This window comes from Pseudomonas sp. ESBL9 (assembly GCF_036668715.1).
Taxonomy (GTDB): Bacteria; Pseudomonadota; Gammaproteobacteria; order Pseudomonadales; family Pseudomonadaceae; genus Aquipseudomonas; species Aquipseudomonas lundensis.
Window position 1 is genome coordinate 1 of sequence record NZ_JAZEVV010000010.1, and the last position, 20,831, is coordinate 20,831.

27 protein-coding genes, 1 tRNA gene and 1 pseudogene are annotated in these 20,831 nt (G+C 56.1%); 15 read left to right on the forward strand and 14 right to left on the reverse strand.

Translation table 11 applies throughout. The features are described 5' to 3' along the window. From V6F78_RS20755 to V6F78_RS20795, 9 genes and pseudogenes are all read left to right on the forward strand, one after another. Positions 1-139, forward strand: a pseudogene (locus tag V6F78_RS20755) (hypothetical protein); the annotation flags it as partial. A 139-nt stretch (positions 140-278) separates the two neighbouring features. Further along, positions 279-1,097: a substrate-binding periplasmic protein gene (locus tag V6F78_RS20760; protein ID WP_047294915.1), complete on the forward strand. Its 819-nt coding sequence runs from the start codon at positions 279-281 to the stop codon at positions 1,095-1,097. A 9-nt stretch (positions 1,098-1,106) separates the two neighbouring features. Then, entirely contained in the window at positions 1,107-1,463 is a 357-nt protein-coding gene (locus V6F78_RS20765; RefSeq protein WP_047275549.1) for a DUF4398 domain-containing protein, read from the forward strand. Then, entirely contained in the window at positions 1,460-2,272 is an 813-nt protein-coding gene (locus V6F78_RS20770; RefSeq protein WP_047273872.1) for an OmpA family protein, read from the forward strand. Before V6F78_RS20765 ends, V6F78_RS20770 begins: the two co-directional genes overlap by 4 nt. Before the next feature lie 198 nt (positions 2,273-2,470). Next, positions 2,471-3,910, forward strand: coding sequence for an aminotransferase-like domain-containing protein (locus V6F78_RS20775; protein WP_047273873.1), 1,440 nt, complete (start codon positions 2,471-2,473; stop codon positions 3,908-3,910). 103 nt (positions 3,911-4,013) lie between these two features. Beyond that, positions 4,014-4,478, forward strand: a complete 465-nt coding sequence (locus tag V6F78_RS20780) for a hypothetical protein (RefSeq protein ID WP_047275553.1) — start codon at positions 4,014-4,016, stop codon at positions 4,476-4,478. 153 nt (positions 4,479-4,631) lie between these two features. After that, complete coding sequence (locus V6F78_RS20785; protein ID WP_047273881.1) at positions 4,632-4,886, forward strand: YkgJ family cysteine cluster protein; 255 nt, start codon at positions 4,632-4,634, stop codon at positions 4,884-4,886. Positions 4,887-4,933: 47 nt separating this feature from the next. Continuing rightward, positions 4,934-5,542, forward strand: a complete 609-nt coding sequence (locus tag V6F78_RS20790; protein WP_047294911.1) for an START domain-containing protein — start codon at positions 4,934-4,936, stop codon at positions 5,540-5,542. 262 nt (positions 5,543-5,804) lie between these two features. Continuing rightward, entirely contained in the window at positions 5,805-6,146 is a 342-nt protein-coding gene (locus V6F78_RS20795; protein ID WP_047273886.1) for a ribonuclease E inhibitor RraB, read from the forward strand. A gap of 173 nt (positions 6,147-6,319) precedes the next feature. Here the strand turns inward: V6F78_RS20795 and V6F78_RS20800 are convergent, their stop codons facing one another. Then, a complete protein-coding gene (locus V6F78_RS20800) occupies positions 6,320-7,141 on the reverse strand; it encodes a c-type cytochrome (RefSeq protein WP_094990673.1) in 822 nt (273 codons plus the stop codon). Beyond that, positions 7,138-7,587: a rhodanese-like domain-containing protein gene (locus V6F78_RS20805; protein ID WP_047280139.1), complete on the reverse strand. Its 450-nt coding sequence runs from the start codon at positions 7,585-7,587 to the stop codon at positions 7,138-7,140. The genes V6F78_RS20800 and V6F78_RS20805 overlap by 4 nt, the downstream gene beginning before the upstream one ends. A gap of 602 nt (positions 7,588-8,189) precedes the next feature. Between V6F78_RS20805 and V6F78_RS20810 the strand changes: the two genes are divergently transcribed. Next, positions 8,190-8,918, forward strand: a complete 729-nt coding sequence (locus V6F78_RS20810) for an amidotransferase (protein ID WP_047294902.1) — start codon at positions 8,190-8,192, stop codon at positions 8,916-8,918. Positions 8,919-8,964: 46 nt separating this feature from the next. Here V6F78_RS20810 and V6F78_RS20815 read toward each other — a convergent pair whose 3' ends face one another. The 3 genes from V6F78_RS20815 to V6F78_RS20825 form a co-directional block, all read right to left on the reverse strand. Continuing rightward, positions 8,965-9,936 carry a magnesium and cobalt transport protein CorA gene (locus V6F78_RS20815; RefSeq protein WP_047273894.1) on the reverse strand — a complete coding sequence of 324 codons (972 nt, stop codon included), beginning with the start codon at positions 9,934-9,936 and terminating at the stop codon, positions 8,965-8,967. An 83-nt stretch (positions 9,937-10,019) separates the two neighbouring features. Beyond that, complete coding sequence (locus V6F78_RS20820) at positions 10,020-10,808, reverse strand: lysophospholipid acyltransferase family protein (protein WP_047294901.1); 789 nt, start codon at positions 10,806-10,808, stop codon at positions 10,020-10,022. A gap of 215 nt (positions 10,809-11,023) precedes the next feature. Continuing rightward, positions 11,024-11,713, reverse strand: a complete 690-nt coding sequence (locus V6F78_RS20825) for a crotonase/enoyl-CoA hydratase family protein (protein ID WP_094990674.1) — start codon at positions 11,711-11,713, stop codon at positions 11,024-11,026. Between the two features lie 296 nt (positions 11,714-12,009). Between V6F78_RS20825 and V6F78_RS20830 the strand changes: the two genes are divergently transcribed. Then, positions 12,010-12,099 (forward strand) — tRNA-Ser (locus V6F78_RS20830). A gap of 250 nt (positions 12,100-12,349) precedes the next feature. On the opposite strand, the gene V6F78_RS20835 is transcribed toward V6F78_RS20830, so the two are convergent. Together V6F78_RS20835 and V6F78_RS20840 are read right to left on the reverse strand one after the other, a co-directional pair. Beyond that, positions 12,350-12,487, reverse strand: a complete 138-nt coding sequence (locus tag V6F78_RS20835; protein ID WP_254658336.1) for a hypothetical protein — start codon at positions 12,485-12,487, stop codon at positions 12,350-12,352. Further along, positions 12,475-13,161, reverse strand: coding sequence for an S-type pyocin domain-containing protein (locus V6F78_RS20840; protein ID WP_262374185.1), 687 nt, complete (start codon positions 13,159-13,161; stop codon positions 12,475-12,477). Before V6F78_RS20840 ends, V6F78_RS20835 begins: the two co-directional genes overlap by 13 nt. A 676-nt stretch (positions 13,162-13,837) precedes the next feature. On the opposite strand from V6F78_RS20840, the gene V6F78_RS20845 reads away from it, so the two are divergent. After that, a complete protein-coding gene (locus tag V6F78_RS20845; RefSeq protein WP_047273904.1) occupies positions 13,838-14,377 on the forward strand; it encodes a DUF4142 domain-containing protein in 540 nt (179 codons plus the stop codon). A 30-nt stretch (positions 14,378-14,407) separates the two neighbouring features. On the opposite strand, the gene V6F78_RS20850 is transcribed toward V6F78_RS20845, so the two are convergent. The 5 genes from V6F78_RS20850 to V6F78_RS20870 form a co-directional block, all read right to left on the reverse strand. Next, positions 14,408-14,824: a low affinity iron permease family protein gene (locus tag V6F78_RS20850; RefSeq protein WP_047292998.1), complete on the reverse strand. Its 417-nt coding sequence runs from the start codon at positions 14,822-14,824 to the stop codon at positions 14,408-14,410. A gap of 110 nt (positions 14,825-14,934) precedes the next feature. Continuing rightward, positions 14,935-15,264, reverse strand: a complete 330-nt coding sequence (locus tag V6F78_RS20855; RefSeq protein ID WP_052959383.1) for a hypothetical protein — start codon at positions 15,262-15,264, stop codon at positions 14,935-14,937. A gap of 117 nt (positions 15,265-15,381) precedes the next feature. Further along, complete coding sequence (locus tag V6F78_RS20860; protein ID WP_047275572.1) at positions 15,382-15,678, reverse strand: DUF6388 family protein; 297 nt, start codon at positions 15,676-15,678, stop codon at positions 15,382-15,384. A 112-nt stretch (positions 15,679-15,790) separates the two neighbouring features. Continuing rightward, positions 15,791-16,993 (reverse strand): MFS transporter, encoded by a 1,203-nt coding sequence (locus V6F78_RS20865; protein WP_047293000.1) that lies wholly within the window; start codon positions 16,991-16,993, stop codon positions 15,791-15,793. Between the two features lie 169 nt (positions 16,994-17,162). Then, positions 17,163-17,483 carry a DUF883 family protein gene (locus tag V6F78_RS20870; protein WP_332728126.1) on the reverse strand — a complete coding sequence of 107 codons (321 nt, stop codon included), beginning with the start codon at positions 17,481-17,483 and terminating at the stop codon, positions 17,163-17,165. Between the two features lie 177 nt (positions 17,484-17,660). On the opposite strand from V6F78_RS20870, the gene V6F78_RS20875 reads away from it, so the two are divergent. Beyond that, positions 17,661-17,915 (forward strand): hypothetical protein, encoded by a 255-nt coding sequence (locus V6F78_RS20875; RefSeq protein WP_047275577.1) that lies wholly within the window; start codon positions 17,661-17,663, stop codon positions 17,913-17,915. Positions 17,916-17,934: 19 nt separating this feature from the next. On the opposite strand, the gene V6F78_RS20880 is transcribed toward V6F78_RS20875, so the two are convergent. Then, positions 17,935-18,417 (reverse strand): GreA/GreB family elongation factor, encoded by a 483-nt coding sequence (locus tag V6F78_RS20880; protein ID WP_047293001.1) that lies wholly within the window; start codon positions 18,415-18,417, stop codon positions 17,935-17,937. Between the two features lie 24 nt (positions 18,418-18,441). Then, positions 18,442-18,837, reverse strand: coding sequence for a hypothetical protein (locus tag V6F78_RS20885; protein WP_094990676.1), 396 nt, complete (start codon positions 18,835-18,837; stop codon positions 18,442-18,444). A 135-nt stretch (positions 18,838-18,972) separates the two neighbouring features. Here V6F78_RS20885 and earP point away from each other — a divergent pair, with 135 nt between their 5' ends. Both earP and V6F78_RS20895 read left to right on the forward strand, forming a co-directional pair. Continuing rightward, entirely contained in the window at positions 18,973-20,106 is a 1,134-nt protein-coding gene (gene earP, locus V6F78_RS20890; protein WP_169839833.1) for an elongation factor P maturation arginine rhamnosyltransferase EarP, read from the forward strand. A gap of 49 nt (positions 20,107-20,155) precedes the next feature. After that, positions 20,156-20,728, forward strand: a complete 573-nt coding sequence (locus V6F78_RS20895) for an elongation factor P (RefSeq protein ID WP_047273922.1) — start codon at positions 20,156-20,158, stop codon at positions 20,726-20,728. Positions 20,729-20,831 lie beyond the last annotated feature (103 nt).

Consider the following 20,831-nt stretch of genomic DNA (forward strand, 5'->3'; position numbering starts at 1 on the left):
GCATTTGGCGGGCATGAAAGACTCCAAAGTGATCGTAGCGATCAACAAGGACGAAGAAGCGCCGATCTTCCAGGTGGCCGATTACGGCCTGGTGGCGGACTTGTTCGAAGCCGTACCTGAGTTGGAGAAGCTGGTTTAATCCAGTCGCTTCACTTATAAAGAGCCCGATCATCCGGGCCGTGGAGAAGGGCGGAGCACGTTGTGTTCTAGCTGATTCTTCATGGTCTGTGTGATCGGGCTTTTTAGTGTGTCTGAATGGGCTTAACGGAGTGTGAGGGATGGATGTGCGGTATTTAAGCGGATGGTTGCTGGGGCTGATGCTGCTGCCCCACGTGTCGGTGGCGGCAGGCAAATGCGAACGCCTGATCGTGACGGGCAGCCCGGATGCGCCGCCTTACCTCTGGCGCGACCCGGCCGATCCTGTGCATCTGATCGGAGCCAGTGCCGACCTTCTGCAACAAGTGGGGCAAGACCTCGGCATCAAGGTTGAGGTGCTCTATGGCGGTAAGCGGTCCGAGGCGCAGAACGAGGTCCGTACGGGCCGTATGGACATGCTGGTCGATGCGCCGCTGACACTGGCGGGGCTGACTGCGCAGGATTACATTCACCCGCCGCTGGTGCGCAACGACTATTTGGTCTGGACCCGCGCGGACTCGTCCCTTGTCTATGAAACGCCAGATGACCTGCATGGCCATACCGGTGCGCTTTCTGAAAAAGCCCGTATGACTGAAACCTTCGACGCATTTGCCCGCCACCAGCTCACGCTGGAGCGACAACCCGGCCTGACCCAGGCCTTCCAGAAGTTGCTGCTGGGGCAGGTCGAATACGTGCTGGCCGGGCGCTATGCGGGAATGGCCACTGCTCAGACGCTGGGGATCAGTGACGATGTGCGTGCCCATGTACAGCCGATTGATCAGCCGGGGCTGTTTCTGGCCATTTCCCATGACTCGGCCTGCAATGAGCCCTGGTTACGCGGACAGCTCGCGAAAAAGATGACAGAATTGCCGGCGTCCGGCCTGAGTGAGGCGGCGCTGCAACGCAACCTGGAGCGGTGGAAAAACCAGCTGCAACAGCCGGTCAACGCTCCGAAACAGTAGGAAATCCCAGTGACAATTCGACCACTTTTTGCTGCCCTGGCCGTTGTGGCTTTGGCGGGCTGTGCAGCTGATCCTGCGCCGAATGAACAAATGCGCCTGACCGAGCAGGCGCTGGAGCAAGCCCGTGCCGTGGGCGCCAATGCAGAGGACATTGCCGAGCTCAAACAGGCCGAAGACAAGGTGGCTCGGGCCTCGGCCGAGATGACCGAGGGCTCTTATAAAGATGCCCGGATGCTGGCGGAACAGGCAGAGCTGGATGCGCGTCTGGCAGAAGCCCGTGTGTTGACCCTCAAAAGTCAGGAGCAACTGAACGTGCTCAACACCCGTATCACCCGTTTGCGCAAACAACTGGCGGAGGCCCAATGAGCATCAAGTCAGTCATGTATGGCGCGTTACTGATCACCGGCGCAGGGCTTGCAGGCTGTGCAGGGCATCACGCCAGCGAACAGGCACTGCAACAGGCGGCCAGCGAATTTCAGTCGGTTAAAGAAGACACCAATGTGCTGCGTATCGCACCCAAGGACGTGATCAGGGCCGGTGAGTCGCTGGCCCGTGCCGAGCGTCTGTCCAGTTACTGGGGCAGTGGCGACGATGTTGCGCATTACGCCTATTTGAGCCAGCGCTATAGCGATATCGCGCGGGAGCACACCCGGCAGGTGCTCAATCAGGAACGCGCCGCCAAACTTGAACTGGAGCGCCAACGCCTGCAACTGGCTTTGCGTGAGGCCAAGCTGTTGAGCGTTCAACAGCAGGGGCAATGGCTGGAAGAGCAAATCCTGAACCTGGCGACCAACGAAACGGATCGTGGGCTGGTCATGACCTTGGGCGATGTGCTGTTTGACACCGGTGAAGCGGACCTGAAGAACTCAGCCAATCGCACCGTGCTCAAACTGGTGCAGTTTCTTCAACTCAACCCCAAGCGTGTTGTGCGCATTGAAGGCTACACCGACAGCACGGGCGGTAAAGAAGATAACCTCAAGCTCTCGCGCGACCGTGCGCAAGCCGTTGCTGACGTGCTGATTGACCTGGGTATCGACGAAAAACGGATTCAGGTTGAAGGCTATGGCGACGAATACCCGGTGGATGTAAACGCCACGGAACGTGGTCGGGCGCAGAATCGGCGGGTTGAAATCGTTTTTTCTGACGAAAAAGGTCAATTGGGCGCAGCCCGCTAATCCCCCACCTCTGCGCATCAGATGCAGTCGCTGCCGGGCAGCGACTGCAGGCGTCCCTGTTCCGTCTGTACCCATACAGTTACACCCCGCCCAGCACTGTACGGCTCAGATGGATGACAACTGTGCCCGTACACTTCTAAACTGTTCCGGTATTGTTCTCCACAACAAAAAAAACGCCTGAACATCGAGTGCTGCGCCATGACCAACCTTTTGCTTTATCAACGCATCGCCCAGCAATTGGCCGAGGATATCCGGCGCGGCGTCTATCAGCCGGGCGAACGGGTTCCGTCTGTGCGCAAGATGAGCTCGCAGCTCAATGTCAGCCATGCCACGGTTTTGCAGGCGTACGCCAACCTTGAAGATCAAGGGCTGATTCGCGCTCGCCCGCAATCAGGCTATTACGTTCACCAAACGCCTGCGCTGACTGCCCCCACACCGGATATCGCCCGGGTCGAGCGGCCAGGGCTGGTGACGCGCAGCAGCATCATCCAGCAAGTGTTGGTTGAATCGCGGCGTGAAGGGGTGTTCCCGCTGGGTGCAGCGGTGCCCAGTGTCGATTATTTGCCCGTGCGGGCGCTGCATCAGCAACTGGCCAAAGTCACGCGCTTCCACAGTCCGCGGGCGTTCAGCTACATGTTCAGCCCCGGTTTTGAGCCGTTGCGTCGTCAGGTGGCGATACGCATGCGTGATGCCGGCGTGGTGGTCGACCCCTCGGAAGTGATCATCACCCACGGCTGCGTTGATGCACTGCAAATGTCATTGCGGACCCTGACGCGCCCAGGTGACCTGATCGCTGCGGAGTCCCCGACCTATTACGGGCTGTTGCAACTGGCTGATTTGCTGGGTTTGAAAGTGATCGAGATCCCCAGCGATCCTGCCACTGGCATGAGCCTCGAAGCGTTGCAACTGGCAGCCAACCAGTGGTCGATCAAAGCGCTGGTTCTGACCACGCGCCTGAGCAATCCGCTGGGCGGCACCATGCCGGAAGAGCGGCAAAAGCAATTGCTGCGCCTGGCTTCTGATTTCGACATTCAGATTGTCGAAGACGATATTTACGGCGAGTTGATGTTCGAGGTGGGCCGCACCAAGGCCCTCAAAGCCTACGATCGCCTGGATCGCGTCATCTATTGCTCGAGCTTTTCCAAGACCTTGTCGCCGGGCGTGCGTATTGGCTGGATGATTGCCGGCAAATACCAATCCGAGATTCAGCGCTTACAGACATTCACCACCCATTCAGCGTGCAGTGTGACGCAGATGGGGGTGGCGGCTTACCTTGAAAACGGCGGATACGACCGTCATTTAAGGCATATCCGGCAGGAGTATCGAAAAAACCTGAGCGCCTTCCAGTTGGCTGTTCAGCAATACTTCCCGGAAGGCACGCAAATGTCGCGACCCAGTGGAGGTTTCATTTTGTGGGTCAGCCTGCCGGGCAGGGTCAATACCCAGGAGTTGCACGTGCGAGCGTTGCAGCAGGGCATCAGCATTGCGCCGGGGTTGATCTTCAGTAATACCGAGCAGTTCAACCATTGCATCCGGCTCAATTGCGGCACTGCGTGGAACCGTGAAGCTGAACGTGCGTTGATGACATTGGGGATGCTCGCCAGTCAGCTGTGCCAGGAGGCCGCTGGCCTGTACTGAAGGCCATGCGACATTACGGTATGGCAATTTGCCTAATGTTGACTTGTAACGATGTGTTTAAAGCGCGAGCATAGGTGCCTAAATCGTTAAAGCTGTGGGAGTTATGAAAGCGACCTATTGTGTGAGGCTGGTGTTGGTGGGTGTGCTGACCGCGTTCAGCGCTGTGTCGGCGCAGGCTGCGACACCCGCTCAACAGCCTGCGACCCAGTCTGTCAAACCGTCAGAAAAACCCGCTGCCCGTGCCAAAAAAACACCCACCCAGAAACGCGCACCCATCGCCAGTAAATCCAAGTCTGCACGTCAAATTGCCAAGCAACGTATACCCAGTGCCAATCTGGACTTGAGTTTGCCGCCCGACATGGTCAAGCAGCTCCAGCCACTGGGCACGATCCCCATGCCAAAACACAAACCTTTGTTGCCCAACATGTTCGGCGAGAAGCCTGAACAAGACAGCCCGTTTCAGTTGAACGGCCGTTTATTGAGCAATGAAATGGAGTTGCAATTGCGCAACGAAGCCCGCGATCGGCAGATCGAAGGCGCGGCGCTGGATTTTCAGTTCAAACAATAAGTGCCGAATGCCGGAAAACGGGCTTCTAAACTGACTGTTCAGTCACTGCCATTAATCCGCACATTCGGCTGAACGGTCAATTTCAAACGCCCGTTCCAGCGAGTACTATCCCTTGTCATCAACGCACTTTGCCCCGTCTAAGGAGCTAACGTCATGAATTGCCGTGAAGGCTGTGGCGCTTGTTGTATAGCCCCTTCCATCAGTACACCGATCCCCGGCATGCCCGAGGGCAAGCCCGCCGGGGAACGCTGCCTGCATCTGTCGGTCGATAACCTGTGCGATTTGTTCGGGCGGCCAGAACGTCCCGACGTGTGCGGTTCGTTCAAGGCCGACATCGAGGTGTGTGGCAGCACGCGGGAAGAAGCCATCAACCTGATCGGGTGGTGGGAACAGGTGACGGCGGCATAGTGTGTTTATGTCCAGTGAACAAACCATCGACAATAAGGAATAAGACCATGGGTTCGTTGCATCGAGTGGCAATTGCATGTGGCTTGAGCGTGTTAATGGTGAGCGCGGCTCACGCAGAAAACTGGCAAGTGGCGAAGAATGAAGACGGCATCAAAGTGTCGCTTAGTGAAGTCAAAGATTCGAAATACAAGGCCTATCAAGGTGTGACCACGATCAAGGCACCTATCGCCAAGGTCCGTGGGTTGCAGGAAGACGTGGCGGGGGCGTGCAAGTGGATTCACGAGTGCAAGTCGCAAAAACTGCTTAAAACCGAAGGCGACAAGAGCTGGACGTACACGCAGTTCAGTACCCCTTGGCCCGTGACGCCGCGCGACTCGATTCTGGAAGTCACCACCACGGTCGGGGCTGACGGTACGGTCACTCGCACCCTTAAAGAGGTGCCCAAGTACCTGCCTGAAGAGAAAGGCTTTGTGCGGGTGAGTCAGGTAGAGGGCTTCTGGAAGATGGTTCCCAAAGGGGCCGATCAGACTGAAGTCACTTATCAGGTTCACACTGAGCCAGGCGGCAGCGTGCCATCCTGGTTGGCGAACAAGTTCGTAGTGGACGCCCCGTTTAATACCCTCAAGGCGCTCAAAGAGCGCGCAGAGAAGCAATAAGCGCTCTGTAGGCTGCCTGACGCTGTACAGCGCATCTGTTAAGCGTCAGGCGGCAGCGATGCAATAGAACCGTTTTCTATAAACGTTTCTTTTTTTAACGCCGCGCTTGGCATGCGCTGTGCGGCGGAGCTAATCTGCAACCAGGCCAGCGAAGTGTTCGACTGGTTCTGATCTTGTTCGCGACATGCTTGATCCCCGCAACGAATTGACGGTTGCATCTCGGGGAGCGTTGAAAGTCTATCCATTGCGAGGAGGACGTTTCATGAGCACAGCCCATCAAGAAGACCTCAGCAGCTACGTGCTGCGCCGCATGAAAGAAGGCGGTTTTGATTTTTCACGTATTCATCCCATCGAGTTTTACGCCATTTTCCCGGATGAGGAGCGGGCGCGCCGTGCAGCACAAAAATTTTGTGGAGAATCGCTAAATGCGCAAATTAACGTGCGTGATGACGGTGCCTGGAATCTGGAGTTGAGCAAGGTGATGTATGCCACCTACGGCGGCATCGGGGATTTTGAGCAAGACTTTGAAGCCGTAGTCGTACCCCTTGGCGGGATTATTGAAGGCTGGGGTGTGAAACAGGAGGTGCGCGGCCTGCTGAATTAAAGTGGTTCAAGACACAGATGGCTGGCCTGCGGGCCGGCCATTTTGCGTTATGGCAGGCAAAAAAAAGCCACCGCAGGGGGTGGCTAAAGGGAAGTTCGACAATGGCGGCAAGTATCCACGGGCGTATGCGCGGGGTGAAATCACCAATGCCTATGTCGCTGATAGCCAGAAGCTTATGGCTGACGCTCAGGTGTCGCCACCTTGCGTGTGGTCATGTGCTGCAGGTACTCGATCAGTTGCGCCAGTTCGGCTTCAGTCAGTACCTCGTTGGAAAAGCCGGGCATGCGGGCCTGTGGCCATTGACGCAGGCTTTGCGGGTCGCGGATGTAGCGTGTGAGGAATGCCTTGCCGAAATACTCGGTCGGGTTGTAAGGGATGTTCAGATCAGGCCCGAACTGTGCGTCGCCTGCGCCGTTAAGCCGGTGGCACGCCAGGCAATGCTTCTGAAAGACAACAAACCCCTGATTGGCTGGCGCATCGGCTGCCAGTGACGGATCGGGGCGCATCGCTGGAAAACGCTCGGCGACCGGCTGTTGGCGTTTAAAGCGCGCAACTTGAAACGGCCATTGTTCCGGACTGATGTGACCCGCTTGCGGGTCTGTCCACACCAGATAAAACGGCCCTGCGCTGGGTTTTCCCTTACCCAGTGGCGGCCACGGGTGTTCGGGGTCTTCGATGGCGAGCCAAGCCTTTGCGCCGTGTTGATTCAACAGCGCTGCCGCGTTGAGCTCCGCCGCAAAGCCGTCCAGCGCGACGGCTTGCACATGATCGTCAGGTGAAAGGCCTTGCAGTAACGTGGCCACAGGAATTGCGCGATAAGTCATGTCGCGCTTATAGGACACATCATCAACAATGCGCACCTCTTGGGTGGCAGGGTGGTTCAGCAAATCGGCCGTTTGCCAGCTACGGCGGGTGTTACCCAGCTCGAGGGTGAGCTGGGCGGCGTAGGTTGGCAGGCAGAACAGGGCGGTAAAAAGCAGGCAGATAAATTTCAATTTTTGGCTGTAATGTCGTCGTCGGTGGGTTCGTCGCCGGGCAGTACGTTCTCGGTCAGCGAGACGTGATCGAAGAGCGCATCGCGCAACTCCTCGTAATTGCCGCCGTTCACGACGCCGAAATACCCACGTTTGATTAGGGTGTCTTCGGCTTCGAGGGCGTGTTGATTGGTGTCGCTGTAAATCACAATGGTGTTATTGGGGTCCAGAACGACCAGGCCCAATTGATAGGCGAGGCCTTCCGCGCTAATGCCGGTGCCATCTTCCAGTGTCAGATCGACTTGTAAAGAGTTATGCAGATTGCCCGCCGCAAAATCGCTGTTGTTGCGCAGGTCCAGGATCAGCGCGCCATCGTTTATTTCATCCACGGCGCGGTTCACGTCAATGATGCCTGCCTGAGCAGTGCTGCACATGAGCAGCGCAACGACTGTAAACCACGGGCGCATAGGGTTCCCTCCATAAAGGCGAGCCTTGAGGTTGGCACACAAGTGCCAACCTCGAAAGTCACCGCTATAAATAAGACCAGGAGTCTGAAAAAGGAGAGGTCAGCCGATGACCTTGGTCAGATTCGGCACGATCAATAACAGGGTGGTGGCAAAAAGGATGAGTCCTGCTTGGCGGAGTTTGGTGTGTTTGAGCATGGCGATCTGCCTTTATTGTTATTCCTGAAAAACAGCACCGCGCGACAGTAACGGCATGTCCTTGCGTTTCGCAGCGGCTGACAGGTTTACCTTAGAGCCGGTCTCTCGCCTCGCTTAGAACCCTTTCACATCATGTCAGCGAGGAAAGTTTCTAAAACGCTATTAGCTGTCCTCCGTTATGTCTGACACCCCGTTGCTAGACGCAACGGAGAATCAAAACACCAGAGTGCTTAGTGAGCTACCGTTCGTCAGCCCGTGGTTGGGTGGACACGTTCCGTTCGCCCAACCACGCCAAGCAGCCTGCGCAACCGTTTCAAAGCGTGCAGTGCTTGCCTTGAATTGCCGTTTCAAGGCAGGCTCTGTGCATTGTTTTCATCCCTTCTGTATTCATCGTGCCAGGTAATTTTATGTCGTTACGCATTTGCATTCTGGAAACCGACGTTCTGCGCCCTGAGTTTGTGGATCAATACCAGGGCTACGGACAGATGTTCAAGCGTCTGTTTACCCAACAACCGATCGCCGCGCAATTTACAGTGTTCAACGTTTTGCAGGGTGAATATCCCGCGGACAATGAGACCTACGATGCGTATCTGGTGACCGGCAGCAAGGCCGACTCGTTTGGTACCGACCCGTGGATTGAAACCCTTAAACGTTATTTGCTGACGCGCTATGAGCGTGGCGACAAGTTGCTCGGCGTGTGCTTTGGCCATCAGTTGCTGGCGCTGTTGTTGGGCGGCAAGAGCGAGCGTGCGAGCCAGGGATGGGGTGTAGGCACTCACCAATACAGGTTGGCGGCCAAGGCGCCCTGGATGAGCCCCGCCGTCGAAGACCTGACATTGCTCATCAGCCATCAGGATCAGGTCACCGCATTGCCCGAAAACGCCACGGTGATTGCGTCCAGCGATTTTTGCCCGTTTGCTGCGTACCACATCAACGATCAGGTGCTGTGCTTCCAGGGGCACCCCGAGTTCATCCACGACTACTCGCGTGCCTTGCTGGACCTGCGCCAGGACGCGTTAGGGGCTGAGGTCTATGGCTCGGGCATTGCCAGCCTCGCCAAGGACCATCACGGTCAGACCGTCGCAGAGTGGATGATGCGTTTTGTGGCGCACAAGCCTGAAAAGCAAGCCGTATAAGGGGCGAGCGCAGGTGAGGCGGGCGGGCACTTGTCCGCCCGCGGACTTATAGCCAGCCCGAACGTTTGAAGCTGGCCCACAACGTCGTCACGCCCACGCCAATAAACGTCAGCACCCCGAAGTAACCGTAATGCCAGCTCAGCTCGGGCATGTTCTGAAAGTTCATCCCGTAAATACCGGCCACGGCAGTCGGAAACGCCAGGATCGCCGCCCACGCGGCGAATTTTCGCTGCACAGCGCTTTGCCTTGAAGACTCCAGCAGCACCACCACTTCAATGGTTTGGCTGGCGATGTCGCGCAGGGTGGAGAGGTCTTCCATCTGGCGGGTGACATGAATTTGCACGTCCCGAAAATAGGGGCGCATGTTCTTGTCGATAAACGGGAAAGTCAGGCGTTGCAGTTCTTCACTGATTTCCACCATGGGCGCGACATAGCGGCGCAGTCGCAACACATCACGACGCAGACCGTGCAGATGCACAATGTCGGCCTCTTTCAGCGAATTGCTCATGATGCTTTTTTCAAGTGCCTCGATCTCGGCATGAATCGCTTCGCTCACGGGTTGATAGCTTTCGGTGACAAAGTCCAGTAGCGCATACAGAACAAAGTCTTCACCGTGATCCAGCAGTAATGGGCGCGCCTCACAACGCTGGCGCACGGCCTTGTATGAGGCTGAATGCCCGTTGCGGCAGGTGATGATGTAACCGTTACCCGCGAAAATATGCGTTTCGACGAATTCCAGTTTGCCTTCGTGGCGTATCGGCGAATAAATCACGATAAACAGCGCGTCACCGAAGGTTTCCAGTTTGGGTCGGCTGTGCTGCTCAAGGGCATCTTCGATGGCCAGTTCGTGGAGGTTGAACTGGCGCTGCAAATTGCTGATCTCTTGCGCATCAGGCTGTTCAAGGCCGATCCAGACGAAATGACCGGGTTTTTTAGCCCAGTCACTGCCCTCGTCCAGCGTGATATTGCTGATTTTTTTGCCAGCGTTGTACACCGCGGCAGCAACAACTCTCCCCATAGTTCTAATCGCTTCTTCTTCAAAGGGTTAGGGCACGAAGATGCAGCTTAGCGTGCAATGCCCCCCTTTGAGTCGACAAACATTCAGAGGTTCGGGTGGGAGGCGGTTCCTTTGCGCTTGCTGTCACTCTGGACGGGCGCGTGGCGGCCTTGCTGGGCCATCACTTCGCGATCCATGGCCTCGATGCAGTCGCGCATTTGTTCGCGGCACATCTCCATCAGCCTTGGCATGTCGTCCAGGGTCATGCCGGCCGTGGGGATGGCGGGCAGGGAGCGAATCTGGATATCGGCACTGTGCCAACGGTTGAGCTTCAGGTGTTGGCTGTAGGTACTGACACACACCGGCACAATCGGAACTCCGGCGGTAATCGCCATTTGAAAGGCGCCTTTCTTGAACGGCAACAACGTCTTGCCCAGGTTGCGGGTGCCCTCCGGAAAGACCCAGATCGAGGTGTCTTTTTCTTGCAGCGTGCGGGTGGTGGTCAGCATTGATTTGCGCGCTTTCTGCGCATTGCCGCGATCAATCAACACGTTGCCCGCCAGCCAGAACAGTTGGCCGAAAAGGGGCACCCATTTCAGGCTTTTTTTACCGATGCACACCGTGCGACGAGGCACGACATTGCCAAAGATGAATAAATCGTAGTTGGACTGGTGGTTGGCAATGACCACGCAGCTTTGCGGCTTATCCATCAGCGGCCCGACTTCGGTTTTCAGCTTATAGCCCATGATCCATTTGGACGGCAGTGCGTAGAGGCGCGCGCAGAGGCGGCTATTGTCAGGGTTGAAGGGCCGACACAGGCCGAGCAACACGCCGAGAATACCGGCCATCAGAAAATGCACACTCATCAACAACATACGGAACGAAAGTAGCATTTACAGGCTCGTCAAAACAAAAGGTGGCGCAGTGTACGGACGTGCACTGTATTCGGCAATTACTCCGATACATGTAGGAGATGGCTGATGTTTAAGCGCATGTTTCAACGCTAGGGTGCGGAGGCGGGATAGAGCGTTTTCGGAACAATAACGAAGGCGCACAGGAAAACAGGGGGAGGCACCTTGACCGCAGTTGCTGTCGAGATGCCAACCATTCAGATCAAGTGGGCCTGATCCAGCTCGATCGCGTTGTCCAGCGTGTCCAGCAGTGCCTTGCGCACTTTGAGCTTGGTGTTCTTGTGCGCCTTCATGTTGATCTTTTTCAGCTGGCGCGCTGCTTCAAGTGCCGCCGTGTGCAGCTCCTCGGGTTGCACCACCTTATCGAGGAAACCGGCGTCCATTGCGTGTTGAGGGTTAAACATTTCACCGTTGATGACCGAGCGATGAAATGCCGACTTGCGTAGGCGGTCACGTGCCAGCTCAATGCCGGCGTGATGCATGGTCATGCCGATTTGCACTTCATTCAGACCAATACTGAACGGACCGTCGACGCCAATCCGATAATCCACCGACAACAATAGGAAGGCGCCTTTAGCGACGGCATGACCCGGGCAGGCCACCACCACGGGGAATGGATGCGCCAACAGGCGGCGTGCCAGGGTTGAACCCTGAGTCACCAGATTGACCGCCTGCTCAGGACCGGCCGTCATCACCTTCAAGTCATACCCGCCGGAGAGAATGCCCGGCTGCCCGGTAATGATCACCACAGCGCGATCCTGTTCAGCGCGATCCAGCGCCGCATTGAAGTCCGCGATAACCTGCGGGGAAATGGCATTGACCTTGCCGTTGCTCAGGGTCAGCGTGGCGATACCGTCTTCCAGGTGATAAGCAATCAGGTCACTCATGGCGCAATTCCTTGTATTGAAGAGGAGCAGACGTTACCCAGCCACGTGGCGCAGGTAAAGCGCCGTGACTGACTGGTGAGTCAGCTGTTATGCAGGGTTCTTCTATATATAAGCCCGCATCCTTGGACCCAACGGGCGCCTGTGCCGCGGCGAATGTAGCGACAAGGCCCAGCCCAGACGCCCAAAAACGGCTAAATGGCGTAAGCGCATGAAAATTCTGAAAAAACATTTGTCATCTTCAAAGGTTTCGACTACATTAGCGCGCCTCGACAGACAGAACATGTTTGAAGAGATACGGTGAAGTGTCCGAGTGGCTTAAGGAGCACGCCTGGAAAGTGTGTATACAAGAAATTGTATCGAGAGTTCGAATCTCTCCTTCACCGCCACATTAAGTAAACACAAACCCCTGATTTTCCTAGAGAAAGTCGGGGGTTTGTGGTTTTGGGCGTCTGGAAAATGTGGTGCGGGGATGATGCTGAGGCATGTAGATGATTATTTTTTGCAATGAAAGCATCCGCCTCTGCTCCAGGCTCTATGCCTCAAATGGGCATGCAATAACGTTTGAAAGCGTAGGATAGTTAGTAGAGGTTTAGGGGTAACCAAGTATCGCCATAACTGAGGTCTATTGATCTTGCGTTAGCTCATTTTCCCCATCGGGACATCCTTGACGCCAGGAAGCCCTTCAAGCTGGCTGTCGATGTCCTCCGGGATAGGGTGTACCAGAATGGTGCCCAGATGCTTGCCGCTTTCGTCGGGGTAGGTCAGTGGCGGCATTCTTGAAGAACTGTGGGTGGCGTCCAAAGGATGGTGATCCCATTTAGCTCAGCCTTCATCGCCGTTTTGGTTGCGTTCCACTTCACTTGCACGATGCGTACTGAGTCATCACCTGACGTGCCGGTGTGAATGCCGTAAATCTGTAGTACCCCTTCGGCATCACGTCGAAACTGAAAGCGCACCCGTGTAGTGGCCTTGCTCATGCGGCGCAGTTGTTCGTCAGTATGGAGTGTACCGTCGCCCATTTTGGTGGGGAGCATGCCCATTATAAAAACGCTAACCGGTCCTCCCGCGCCACGTATTGCCCACGTCATGCGCTTTTGCATGATTCCGCCGCCAGCAATACGGGCTAGTCCGGCATCTGCGCCGATGGCCATTGCAAATGCATCTGACGCAGAAGGCAAAATCATGGAGGCAACGACCATGATTTTCCCGAAGTTGGAGGCGGGCTCGATGGCCGTTCCTGCATCCGTGCTGCACCAGTTTGCAGAGACGCAGGACTTGGCGAACACCAGGTCTGTGCGTTCCTTGGGTGAGGGCCATTCATCTTTTGGGATGTAAACCGGTTCTGGCGGAGCCGGTTTTTGCCAGGCAGCCCAAGAAGCACCACCGTTTGGGCGTTTCGTTTTCCAGAGTGGTTCGGAAAAAGAGTCGTCTTTACCTTCCTTTTTCATGCGAAGTGTCTGTCAGTTCATTTGGAGCATGAAGACTGCAGTCGAGTCTTAGCCCTGGTCAATTTGAAGTCGCAACTGTGTGTTTCTTTGGGGGGGGGAGGGTAAAAGAGGGTGTAGCGTGCTACGACACGTTGGCACCGTGCCCAAGAGCTAAATAGGTCTTTTTCTGCATCTCGGCGTACCACTACTCTGTGGCGTAGGGATGGTCTTGAGCAGGCAGATCTTGTTAGTGGAACATGTCAGTGATGCTTGTTCATATTTTCGATGGATATCCAGTCCGCATTTGATTGTGCTGTCGTGAAGCATGTTGGGAAGGTCATTATTTGATTAATAAATAATGACCTTCTATCTACCTTTCGCCCGTGTGGAGCGCTTTTTCGCAGTGAGCAAGAAGAGGCCTGGCGGTTCGATAATAGTTAGTTCATTTTTATGGGTGATAAGTCATGTCTGCATCTCGAGGTATATCAATCAAAGTCGCTACTGCATAATCGCAGGATCGATATAGTCAGAAGTAAATCACCGTTTGATGCATATAAATCAAGGTCATTTTGTAAAAAAAAGCTACCCGTGCCATGTATTGACCATTCGTCGTTCCCGGCAGATTTTTCTAAACCTTTACCGGCATACGCCTTCAGATTCAATGCAGAGATAAACCTGCCTTTTTCTGGAGGATGTTATGAAAACCCCGAGTGCCACTAAGCGTTTTGTCGCGGGCTGTGCGTTGGCTTATGCCGTGTTCATGGCCGGTTCTGCCGTGGCTGCAAGCCCCGCTGAGTTTGTTGACGAAGCGTCTGCGGCAGGGATTGCGGAAATCGAGAACAGCCGTATGGCGATTCAGAAAACCAAGTCGGTCGATATCAACAGCTATGCCGTGGAAGTGATCAAGGATTACACCGATGCCAACCGTGACCTTAAGGATATTGCTCAAAAGCAAGGGCTGGAGGTGGCGGCTGAAGAAGATGTCTTGAGCAAGGCCAAGACGATGATGCTGCAAGTGCAGGAAGGCGCGTCGTTTGATGTGGCGTATGTGGCCAATCAGGTAAAAACCCACGAAGACGCTATTTCGCTCTTTAAGCAGCAAGCTCACCAGTCAACGTCGCCGCAGCTTAAAGCATTTGCGAAGAAGTATTTGCCGAAGCTGGAGATGCATCTGGACATGGCCAAGAAGTTGGCGACTACCCATCAAAAAGGTGAGGTGGATAAACCGGTCAGTTAATGGCCCCTGTGGCGCGTCAGCGCACTGTCGCTAGGCCTTGGCGTCGGTTGTTTCTTCGTTGGGTGTGATGACCGTTTCGGTGCAGGTCACTTCCACTGACTGGTTTTCACCGATGCGTTTGTATTGCTTGCGAATATTGTGCAGCTCTTTGGTGTCCAGCGCGTCCAGGTTGAGCACGGCGTTTTGTGCTTCTTTGGTCACGCGCAGCAGTTCATCAATTTTGATATGCAGCACATCGTTGTCGCGGTTCTGGGTATTTTGAATGAGGAACACCATCAGGAACGTGATGATGGTGGTCGAGGTGTTAATGATCAGTTGCCACGTGTCGTTGTAATGAAACCAGGGCCCCGAAACAGCCCATATCACGATCAGTAAAATGGCGATCTGGAATGTTCTGGGGCTTCCTGCCTGCTTGGCAAGTCCTTGGGAAAAGGTATCGAATTTCATCTTGTGCCTCTGAGTGGTCGTTATAACTGGGACCACGGCAGGTGTTTGAAATTCTTTTTTCTTACATCGACCTTTTCATCTCCAGTGGAAACATTGCCCGTCAGGCGGCATTAAGGTTGGGTTGAACCGGGTAAGACCGAAGGTGGCGTGACTGAGCGCTCGCCATCGCCTATCGGGCCATTGCCATCGGTATTCATACCGCCCTGACGACCTGGATCATTGCCTTGAATGCGCGGATCGACTGACGGGTGCGTCGGGGTGTTTGCATCGTTGTGGATTTTGGAATCCTGATTGATGGTGGGCTCAATCCCTTGGGTCGCTGGCGCGGGGGCGGGCCCTTCGGGAAGGGTTGGGCCGGTGGAAGACGGGGCCGCATAGCTGCTGACGGACACCATGCCCAAGGCAGTGGCGAAAGACAGGTGTTTAATCAAGGTCATCATGAGGTCGACTCCAAAGTGGGGAGGGCTACATGATGTTGGTGTGTGAACTGCACATGTTCGTGCCACCCAAGTGACGAGCGGTTACTCGGTAATCGCCGCGTCATGGGGGCGTCAGGCTCAAACGGCGATGTCGTTGAAGCTGCAGTATTCTTCCCAGCTCATGTCCAGGGCTTCAGCGACTTCCTGATGCACTTCCCGGCGCATCGCGGCCAATTCTTCCGGCGAGCGGGCGATGAGTTCCAGGGCCAGCTCCCAGGCTTCGAGGCCACGGCTTTGGGCTTCGTCTTCAAATGCCCAGAGGATTTGCTGCTGGCGATCCTCGTGGCTGAGGTCTTTCATTTCTTCGATCAGTTCAGGGTGCCCTTTGATGAACGTATCCAGGGCCAGTTCGTTGCGGGATTCTTTAGGGATCATTCGTATTCTCGGGGCCATTCAGGGCAATAAACGACCTGCCAAGACAGGCCGTTTTCAAGGTGTTGAGCATCCTAGCGGCTTCACCCGGTGATGAAAAGCGCCGCAACACGAGCTACCCGACAGGCTGCAGCTTGCTTTCTCGTTGCAGGGCATAACCCCACACTGCGAGGGTCAGGGCCGCGATGACGGCGCCGACCATGACGATGCCCTCCCAACCGTAAACCGGGTAGGTTTGTGCGCCCGCGAGCGAGCCCAGAGCGCCGCCAATGAAATAACAGGTGATGTAACCCGCGTTAAGGCGATTGCGCGCCGCGGGCCGGATTTGAAACACGGCGTTCTGGTTGCTCACATGGACCAGTTGCACGGCAAAGTCCAAGGCCAGCACGCCGATCAACAGGGCGGTCAATGAGCTACCGGCAAATGCCATGGGCAGCCAGCACGCCAGCAATACCAATAAACCGGCAGTGGTGGCCTGTTGGCCCTTGCCACGGTCAGCCATGCGCCCGGCCCAATTGGCCGCCACCGCACCGACGGCACCCGCGAGCCCGAACAGGCCGATCACCGCGTCAGAATAACCGTAGGGCGGCAGTGCCAGCAGAAAGGCCAGGGGGGTCCAGAACAAGGCAAACAACGAGAATGTCAGCAGGCCCAACAGCGCGCGCAGGCGCAATACCGGCTCTTCCACGAACAGGCGAAATACCGATCCCAGCAGTTTCGGATAGCTCAACCCTGCGCTCTGATGATGATTGGGCAGGGCGCAGTACAGCGCGATGGCGCTGATAAACATGAGCGCGGCGGCCAGCAGGTAAATGGTGCGCCAATCGCCTGCCGAAGAGAGGGCGCCTGCCACGGTGCGTGCCAGCAGAATACCCAGCAGCAGGCCGCTCATCAGTGTGCCTACGACCCGGCCCCGGCTTTGCGGGTCTGTCAGGCTGGCAGCCATGGGCACCAGTACCTGGGCCGAGACAGAAAACAAGCCGGTGACCGCCGTACCCAGCAGCAACAGGGTCAGCGACGGGGCAAAAGCACTCAAGAGCAAGCCCAGCGCGCTTAAGACGGTCATGCTGACAATCAGGCGGCGTTGCTCAAACAGGTCACCCAGCGGCACCAGTAACAGCAGGCCGGCGCCATAACTCAACTGGGCGGTGATCACGACGGTACCGGCACTGCTCATGCTCAAGCCCAGCTCTTGGGCGATGGTGTGCAGCAAAGGCTGGGCGTAATAGTTGCTGGCCACGGCCAGGCCCGTCGCAGTGGCCATCAGCAGGATCAGGGCAGTGCTCAGGGGTTTGTGAGCGGCAGGGGAGGTGGACATCGACTGTCTCATCGGCATGGAGTGTGGCGTGAAGTATCAGGACTGCTGCCCGTGCATGTCACTGAATATGTCGAAGTTTTTTGCAGGCCAACGACAAAGCCCTTCACCCGGAGGGAGAAGGGCTTTGAAAATGCAACGTTTCGGTGATGGCCGAGACAGTCGCCGTATCTTAGTTACGACGGCCCAGCAACAGGCCTACTACCAGACCGAAACCGGCAGAAATCGCAACGGTCTGCCAGGGGTGGCCGCCGATGTAATGCTCGGTTGCGTCAACCACCGGCTTGCTGCGTTCGCGAACGTTGTTTACGGAGTCCAGTGCCTGCTTGAGTTTCAGGCCCACCTGTACACGCAGTGTTTCGCCTTCTTCGCCAACCAGCGATGCACTGTCCTTGAGCAGCTTGTCCGATTCGGCTATCAGGTCTTGCAGCTCGCTGAAAGCCTGGTCTTTGATTTGGTCTTCAGCGGCTTGTACGGCGTTTTTTCGAGCCATTGCGGTACTCCTTGCAGGTGAAAAGGATGATGAGTTATGGAGTCAATCCGGTCGTGAAAAGTTGCATCTGTTTTGCGGGATGTACGGTGTTGAGCTGACAGCGTAGTTAAAAACCTGGCTGAGACACTTCTTTTGAAGGTGTAAGATGTAGCCCAAATTACGCCGCAGGAACCTGTCATGAGCTTCAATCTCGCCAATAAGCCCCTTGCTGAGCGTGCTGCGCTTGAAGATGAAAAATCACGTCTGTTTGACCTTTGGCAGAGCAATCTGGGTAAGGCCAAAGGCGATGCCGCACGTCTGTTCGGTGAGCGTGCCAAGCGCAAGGGCAAATGGGCCGAATGGGTCCGTTCCGAGCTGGACGCCATGTCGCCGCCCGAATACGCAAACATGGTGCGCAGTGAAGTGAACCGTCTGATGGCCGCGGCCAAGTAAAACGCGTAGATGCGGCTGATCAGGCGATCTCCAGCACGCTGAAATGCTGGACTGCGGCCCCGACCTTGATCTGCACCTCGTCGTCGAGGTACTTGCCCAGCAGCGCAGCGCCCAGTGGCGAGCGCGGTGTGATGACGGTGACGGTTTGCCCGTTCGCCTTGAGCGTCAAGCCTGCCGCATCAGGGGCCAGCAGCAGGTACTGCGAGGTGCCCTTGTCTGTTTCGAGACACACCAGCGCCCCGATCTGAATCCCGCGCGCGGGTTCCAGTGGTTCCAGCGACATGGCCTGACAGCGTTTAAGTGCCTGGCGAATTTCCTCTACCCGACGTGCCTGACCTGTTGCCAGATAGGAAGCTTCCAGCCCAAGGGTGTCGTACTTGTTCTCAGCCACATTTTCTTCGTGGGTGGCAGCTTCGTAGGCGGTCTGAGCCGCGCGTTGCAGCACATCGAGATCAATCTCGAGTTTCTCCAGTAACAGGCGGTGTACGTCGATCTTGTTCATAGGCAGGGACGGTCGGGTCTTCGTTTAATTGCAAAAACGCAGCACGTTGGCGCGGCTTTTGTCGGTCGGTGCGTTCTGATCTTGCTGTAGCCAAAACTGGCAGGTGGGGTTTGCCAGGTTGCGGTTGCTGTCACGCGCCTGCTCCAGCCGTTGCTGCTGTTCGTGTTGATACAGGTTTTGCTGATATTGCTCAAACATCACATTGCTTGGGGCGGGCGGCGGCGTCGACGGCAGTGTCGTCGGGTGCAAGAGGGCGGCTACAGGCGCCAGGGAAGCGGGTCCGGCAGCGCGATAGATCAACCCGCACGTCAGGGCTATCGCTACAAACCCGAACCAAAGCCCAAGGGCAATACAGCCGATCAGGGAAAGCGGGCTGAGGGTGACTGACAATCGACGGCGAGCAATCGGACGAGCGGGCATGGCAGCCTCCGGGCGGGCGCGTGGTGTGAGTGAGCGGCGATTGTCGCACGACTGTCGCGCAGATTAATGCGTCATAACGCTTCTGTCCCTGCTGTTTTATGCGGACAATCGGCCCTTTGAATGTTGGAGCCCGGAATGAAAGTCTCCTGGGATATTTTTTGCAGTGTGGTCGACAACTACGGCGACATTGGTGTCACGTGGCGTCTGGCCCGTCAGTTGGCGGCCGAGCATGATCTGGCGGTGCGGTTGTGGGTCGACGATTTGCGCGCGTTCGTGCCGCTGTGTCCTGAGGCGGATGCCACAACCAGTGAACAATGGCAGCAGGGCGTGGAGGTTCGCCAGTGGCCACAGGTCTGGGCGGCGGTGGAGGTGGCCGACGTAGTGATCGAGGCGTTCGGCTGCAAATTGCCAGAGGCTTATTTGCGCGCCATGAAAGAGCGTGTCAGCCCTGCGTTGTGGATCAATCTTGAGTACCTGAGTGCAGAGGACTGGGTGGCCGGCTGTCACGGCTTGCCTTCGCTGCGGCCCGATGGCCTTAAACGCATGTTCTTTTTCCCCGGCTTTGAAGCTGGTACGGGCGGCTTGCTGCGCGAAGGCGATTTACTCGCACGACGTCAGTCCTTTCAGCGGAATCCGCTGGCGCGGCAGGCGTTCCTGCAAGCGTTGGGCGTCTTTCCAGACCCGCAGGCGCGCCTGATCTCGTTGTTTGCTTATGAAAACACGGGCCTCGCCAGTTGGCTGTCAGCCTTGTCAGCGGGTCATCGCGCGACGCATTTGCTGGTTCCGCAAGGGCGGATCATGGCGGATCTGCTGCACTGGCTTGATGTTGAAGCGTTATCGCCTGGTACCGTTGAGCGGCGCGGTACGCTGACTGTTCAGGCGTTGCCGTTTGTCCGGCAGGAGGATTACGACCGCATCTTGTGGAGTTGTGACTTCAATGCCGTGCGGGGCGAGGACTCCTTTGTGCGGGCGCAGTGGGCCGCTCGTCCCATGCTTTGGCATATTTACCAGCAAGAAGAGGACGCGCATTGGGTCAAGCTCAAAGCCTTCCTGGCGTTATACGTCAACGGCCTGTCACCGGCCGCCGCGCAGGCGATTACCGACCTGTGGCTGGCCTGGAATGCGGGCGCGGACATGACCAAAAGCTGGAATGACGTAGAAGAACACTGGGAGCAACTGTCCGCCCATGCTGAGCGCTGGTGTCTACAACAGGCAAACCAGGCTGATCTTGCGCAAGCGCTGGTACTGTTTTATAGAAATTGGATATGATACGCGGCCTAGATTTTTGTAAATCTCAATCCAAATTCGGATACTCGCAATGAAAACTGGTAAAGAGCTTAAACCCGGCACAGTCATCAAGCTCGAAAACGACCCTTGGTTGGTTCAGAAAGCTGAATTCACCAAGTCGGGCCGTAACAGCGCGATCATGAAGACCAAGCTGAAGAACCTGCTGACTGGCTACAAGACTGAAATCGTTTACAGCGCTGACGACAAGCTGGACGACGTGATCCTGGACCGTAAAGAAGCGACCCTGTCCTTCATCTCCGGCGACACTTACACGTTCATGGACACCACTGACTACACCATGTACGAGCTGAACGCTGAAGACATCGAAGCCGTTCTGCCTTTCGTTGAAGAAGGCATGACCGATGTTTGCGAAGCCATCTTCTTCGAAGACCGCCTGGTTTCCGTGGAGCTGCCGACCACCATCGTGCGTCAGGTTGACTACACCGAAGGTTCCGCTCGTGGCGATACCTCGGGCAAAGTGATGAAGCCTGCCAAACTGAAAAACGGTACCGAGCTGAGCGTTGCAGATTTCGTTGAAATCGGCGACTGGATCGAGATCGATACCCGTGACGGTGGTTCCTACAAGGGCCGCGCCAAGGTTTAATCCTGGCGTTCACCGCACGACAAAAACCCGACCACAAGGTCGGGTTTTTTTTTGCTTCATGAAATCGTGCGCAAGGCCCGGTTTTGAGCTTTGCCACTGGCCT

What these genes read in the sequence shown, in the direction of transcription:
- V6F78_RS20760 (WP_047294915.1), top strand. Translation starts at nt 279, where the DNA reads ATGGATGTGCGGTATTTAAGCGGATGGTTGCTGGGGCTGATGCTGCTG.
- V6F78_RS20770 (WP_047273872.1), top strand. Translation starts at nt 1,460, where the DNA reads ATGAGCATCAAGTCAGTCATGTATGGCGCGTTACTGATCACCGGCGCA.
- V6F78_RS20775 (WP_047273873.1), top strand. Translation starts at nt 2,471, where the DNA reads ATGACCAACCTTTTGCTTTATCAACGCATCGCCCAGCAATTGGCCGAG.
- V6F78_RS20780 (WP_047275553.1), top strand. Translation starts at nt 4,014, where the DNA reads ATGAAAGCGACCTATTGTGTGAGGCTGGTGTTGGTGGGTGTGCTGACC.
- V6F78_RS20785 (WP_047273881.1), top strand. Translation starts at nt 4,632, where the DNA reads ATGAATTGCCGTGAAGGCTGTGGCGCTTGTTGTATAGCCCCTTCCATC.
- V6F78_RS20790 (WP_047294911.1), top strand. Translation starts at nt 4,934, where the DNA reads ATGGGTTCGTTGCATCGAGTGGCAATTGCATGTGGCTTGAGCGTGTTA.
- V6F78_RS20795 (WP_047273886.1), top strand. Translation starts at nt 5,805, where the DNA reads ATGAGCACAGCCCATCAAGAAGACCTCAGCAGCTACGTGCTGCGCCGC.
- V6F78_RS20805 (WP_047280139.1), bottom strand. Translation starts at nt 7,587, where the DNA reads ATGCGCCCGTGGTTTACAGTCGTTGCGCTGCTCATGTGCAGCACTGCT.
- V6F78_RS20810 (WP_047294902.1), top strand. Translation starts at nt 8,190, where the DNA reads ATGTCGTTACGCATTTGCATTCTGGAAACCGACGTTCTGCGCCCTGAG.
- V6F78_RS20815 (WP_047273894.1), bottom strand. Translation starts at nt 9,936, where the DNA reads ATGGGGAGAGTTGTTGCTGCCGCGGTGTACAACGCTGGCAAAAAAATC.
- V6F78_RS20820 (WP_047294901.1), bottom strand. Translation starts at nt 10,808, where the DNA reads ATGCTACTTTCGTTCCGTATGTTGTTGATGAGTGTGCATTTTCTGATG.
- V6F78_RS20825 (WP_094990674.1), bottom strand. Translation starts at nt 11,713, where the DNA reads ATGAGTGACCTGATTGCTTATCACCTGGAAGACGGTATCGCCACGCTG.
- V6F78_RS20835 (WP_254658336.1), bottom strand. Translation starts at nt 12,487, where the DNA reads ATGCCGCCACTGACCTACCCCGACGAAAGCGGCAAGCATCTGGGCACC.
- V6F78_RS20840 (WP_262374185.1), bottom strand. Translation starts at nt 13,161, where the DNA reads ATGAAAAAGGAAGGTAAAGACGACTCTTTTTCCGAACCACTCTGGAAA.
- V6F78_RS20845 (WP_047273904.1), top strand. Translation starts at nt 13,838, where the DNA reads ATGAAAACCCCGAGTGCCACTAAGCGTTTTGTCGCGGGCTGTGCGTTG.
- V6F78_RS20850 (WP_047292998.1), bottom strand. Translation starts at nt 14,824, where the DNA reads ATGAAATTCGATACCTTTTCCCAAGGACTTGCCAAGCAGGCAGGAAGC.
- V6F78_RS20855 (WP_052959383.1), bottom strand. Translation starts at nt 15,264, where the DNA reads ATGATGACCTTGATTAAACACCTGTCTTTCGCCACTGCCTTGGGCATG.
- V6F78_RS20860 (WP_047275572.1), bottom strand. Translation starts at nt 15,678, where the DNA reads ATGATCCCTAAAGAATCCCGCAACGAACTGGCCCTGGATACGTTCATC.
- V6F78_RS20865 (WP_047293000.1), bottom strand. Translation starts at nt 16,993, where the DNA reads ATGTCCACCTCCCCTGCCGCTCACAAACCCCTGAGCACTGCCCTGATC.
- V6F78_RS20870 (WP_332728126.1), bottom strand. Translation starts at nt 17,483, where the DNA reads ATGGCTCGAAAAAACGCCGTACAAGCCGCTGAAGACCAAATCAAAGAC.
- V6F78_RS20875 (WP_047275577.1), top strand. Translation starts at nt 17,661, where the DNA reads ATGAGCTTCAATCTCGCCAATAAGCCCCTTGCTGAGCGTGCTGCGCTT.
- V6F78_RS20880 (WP_047293001.1), bottom strand. Translation starts at nt 18,417, where the DNA reads ATGAACAAGATCGACGTACACCGCCTGTTACTGGAGAAACTCGAGATT.
- V6F78_RS20885 (WP_094990676.1), bottom strand. Translation starts at nt 18,837, where the DNA reads ATGCCCGCTCGTCCGATTGCTCGCCGTCGATTGTCAGTCACCCTCAGC.
- earP (WP_169839833.1), top strand. Translation starts at nt 18,973, where the DNA reads ATGAAAGTCTCCTGGGATATTTTTTGCAGTGTGGTCGACAACTACGGC.
- V6F78_RS20895 (WP_047273922.1), top strand. Translation starts at nt 20,156, where the DNA reads ATGAAAACTGGTAAAGAGCTTAAACCCGGCACAGTCATCAAGCTCGAA.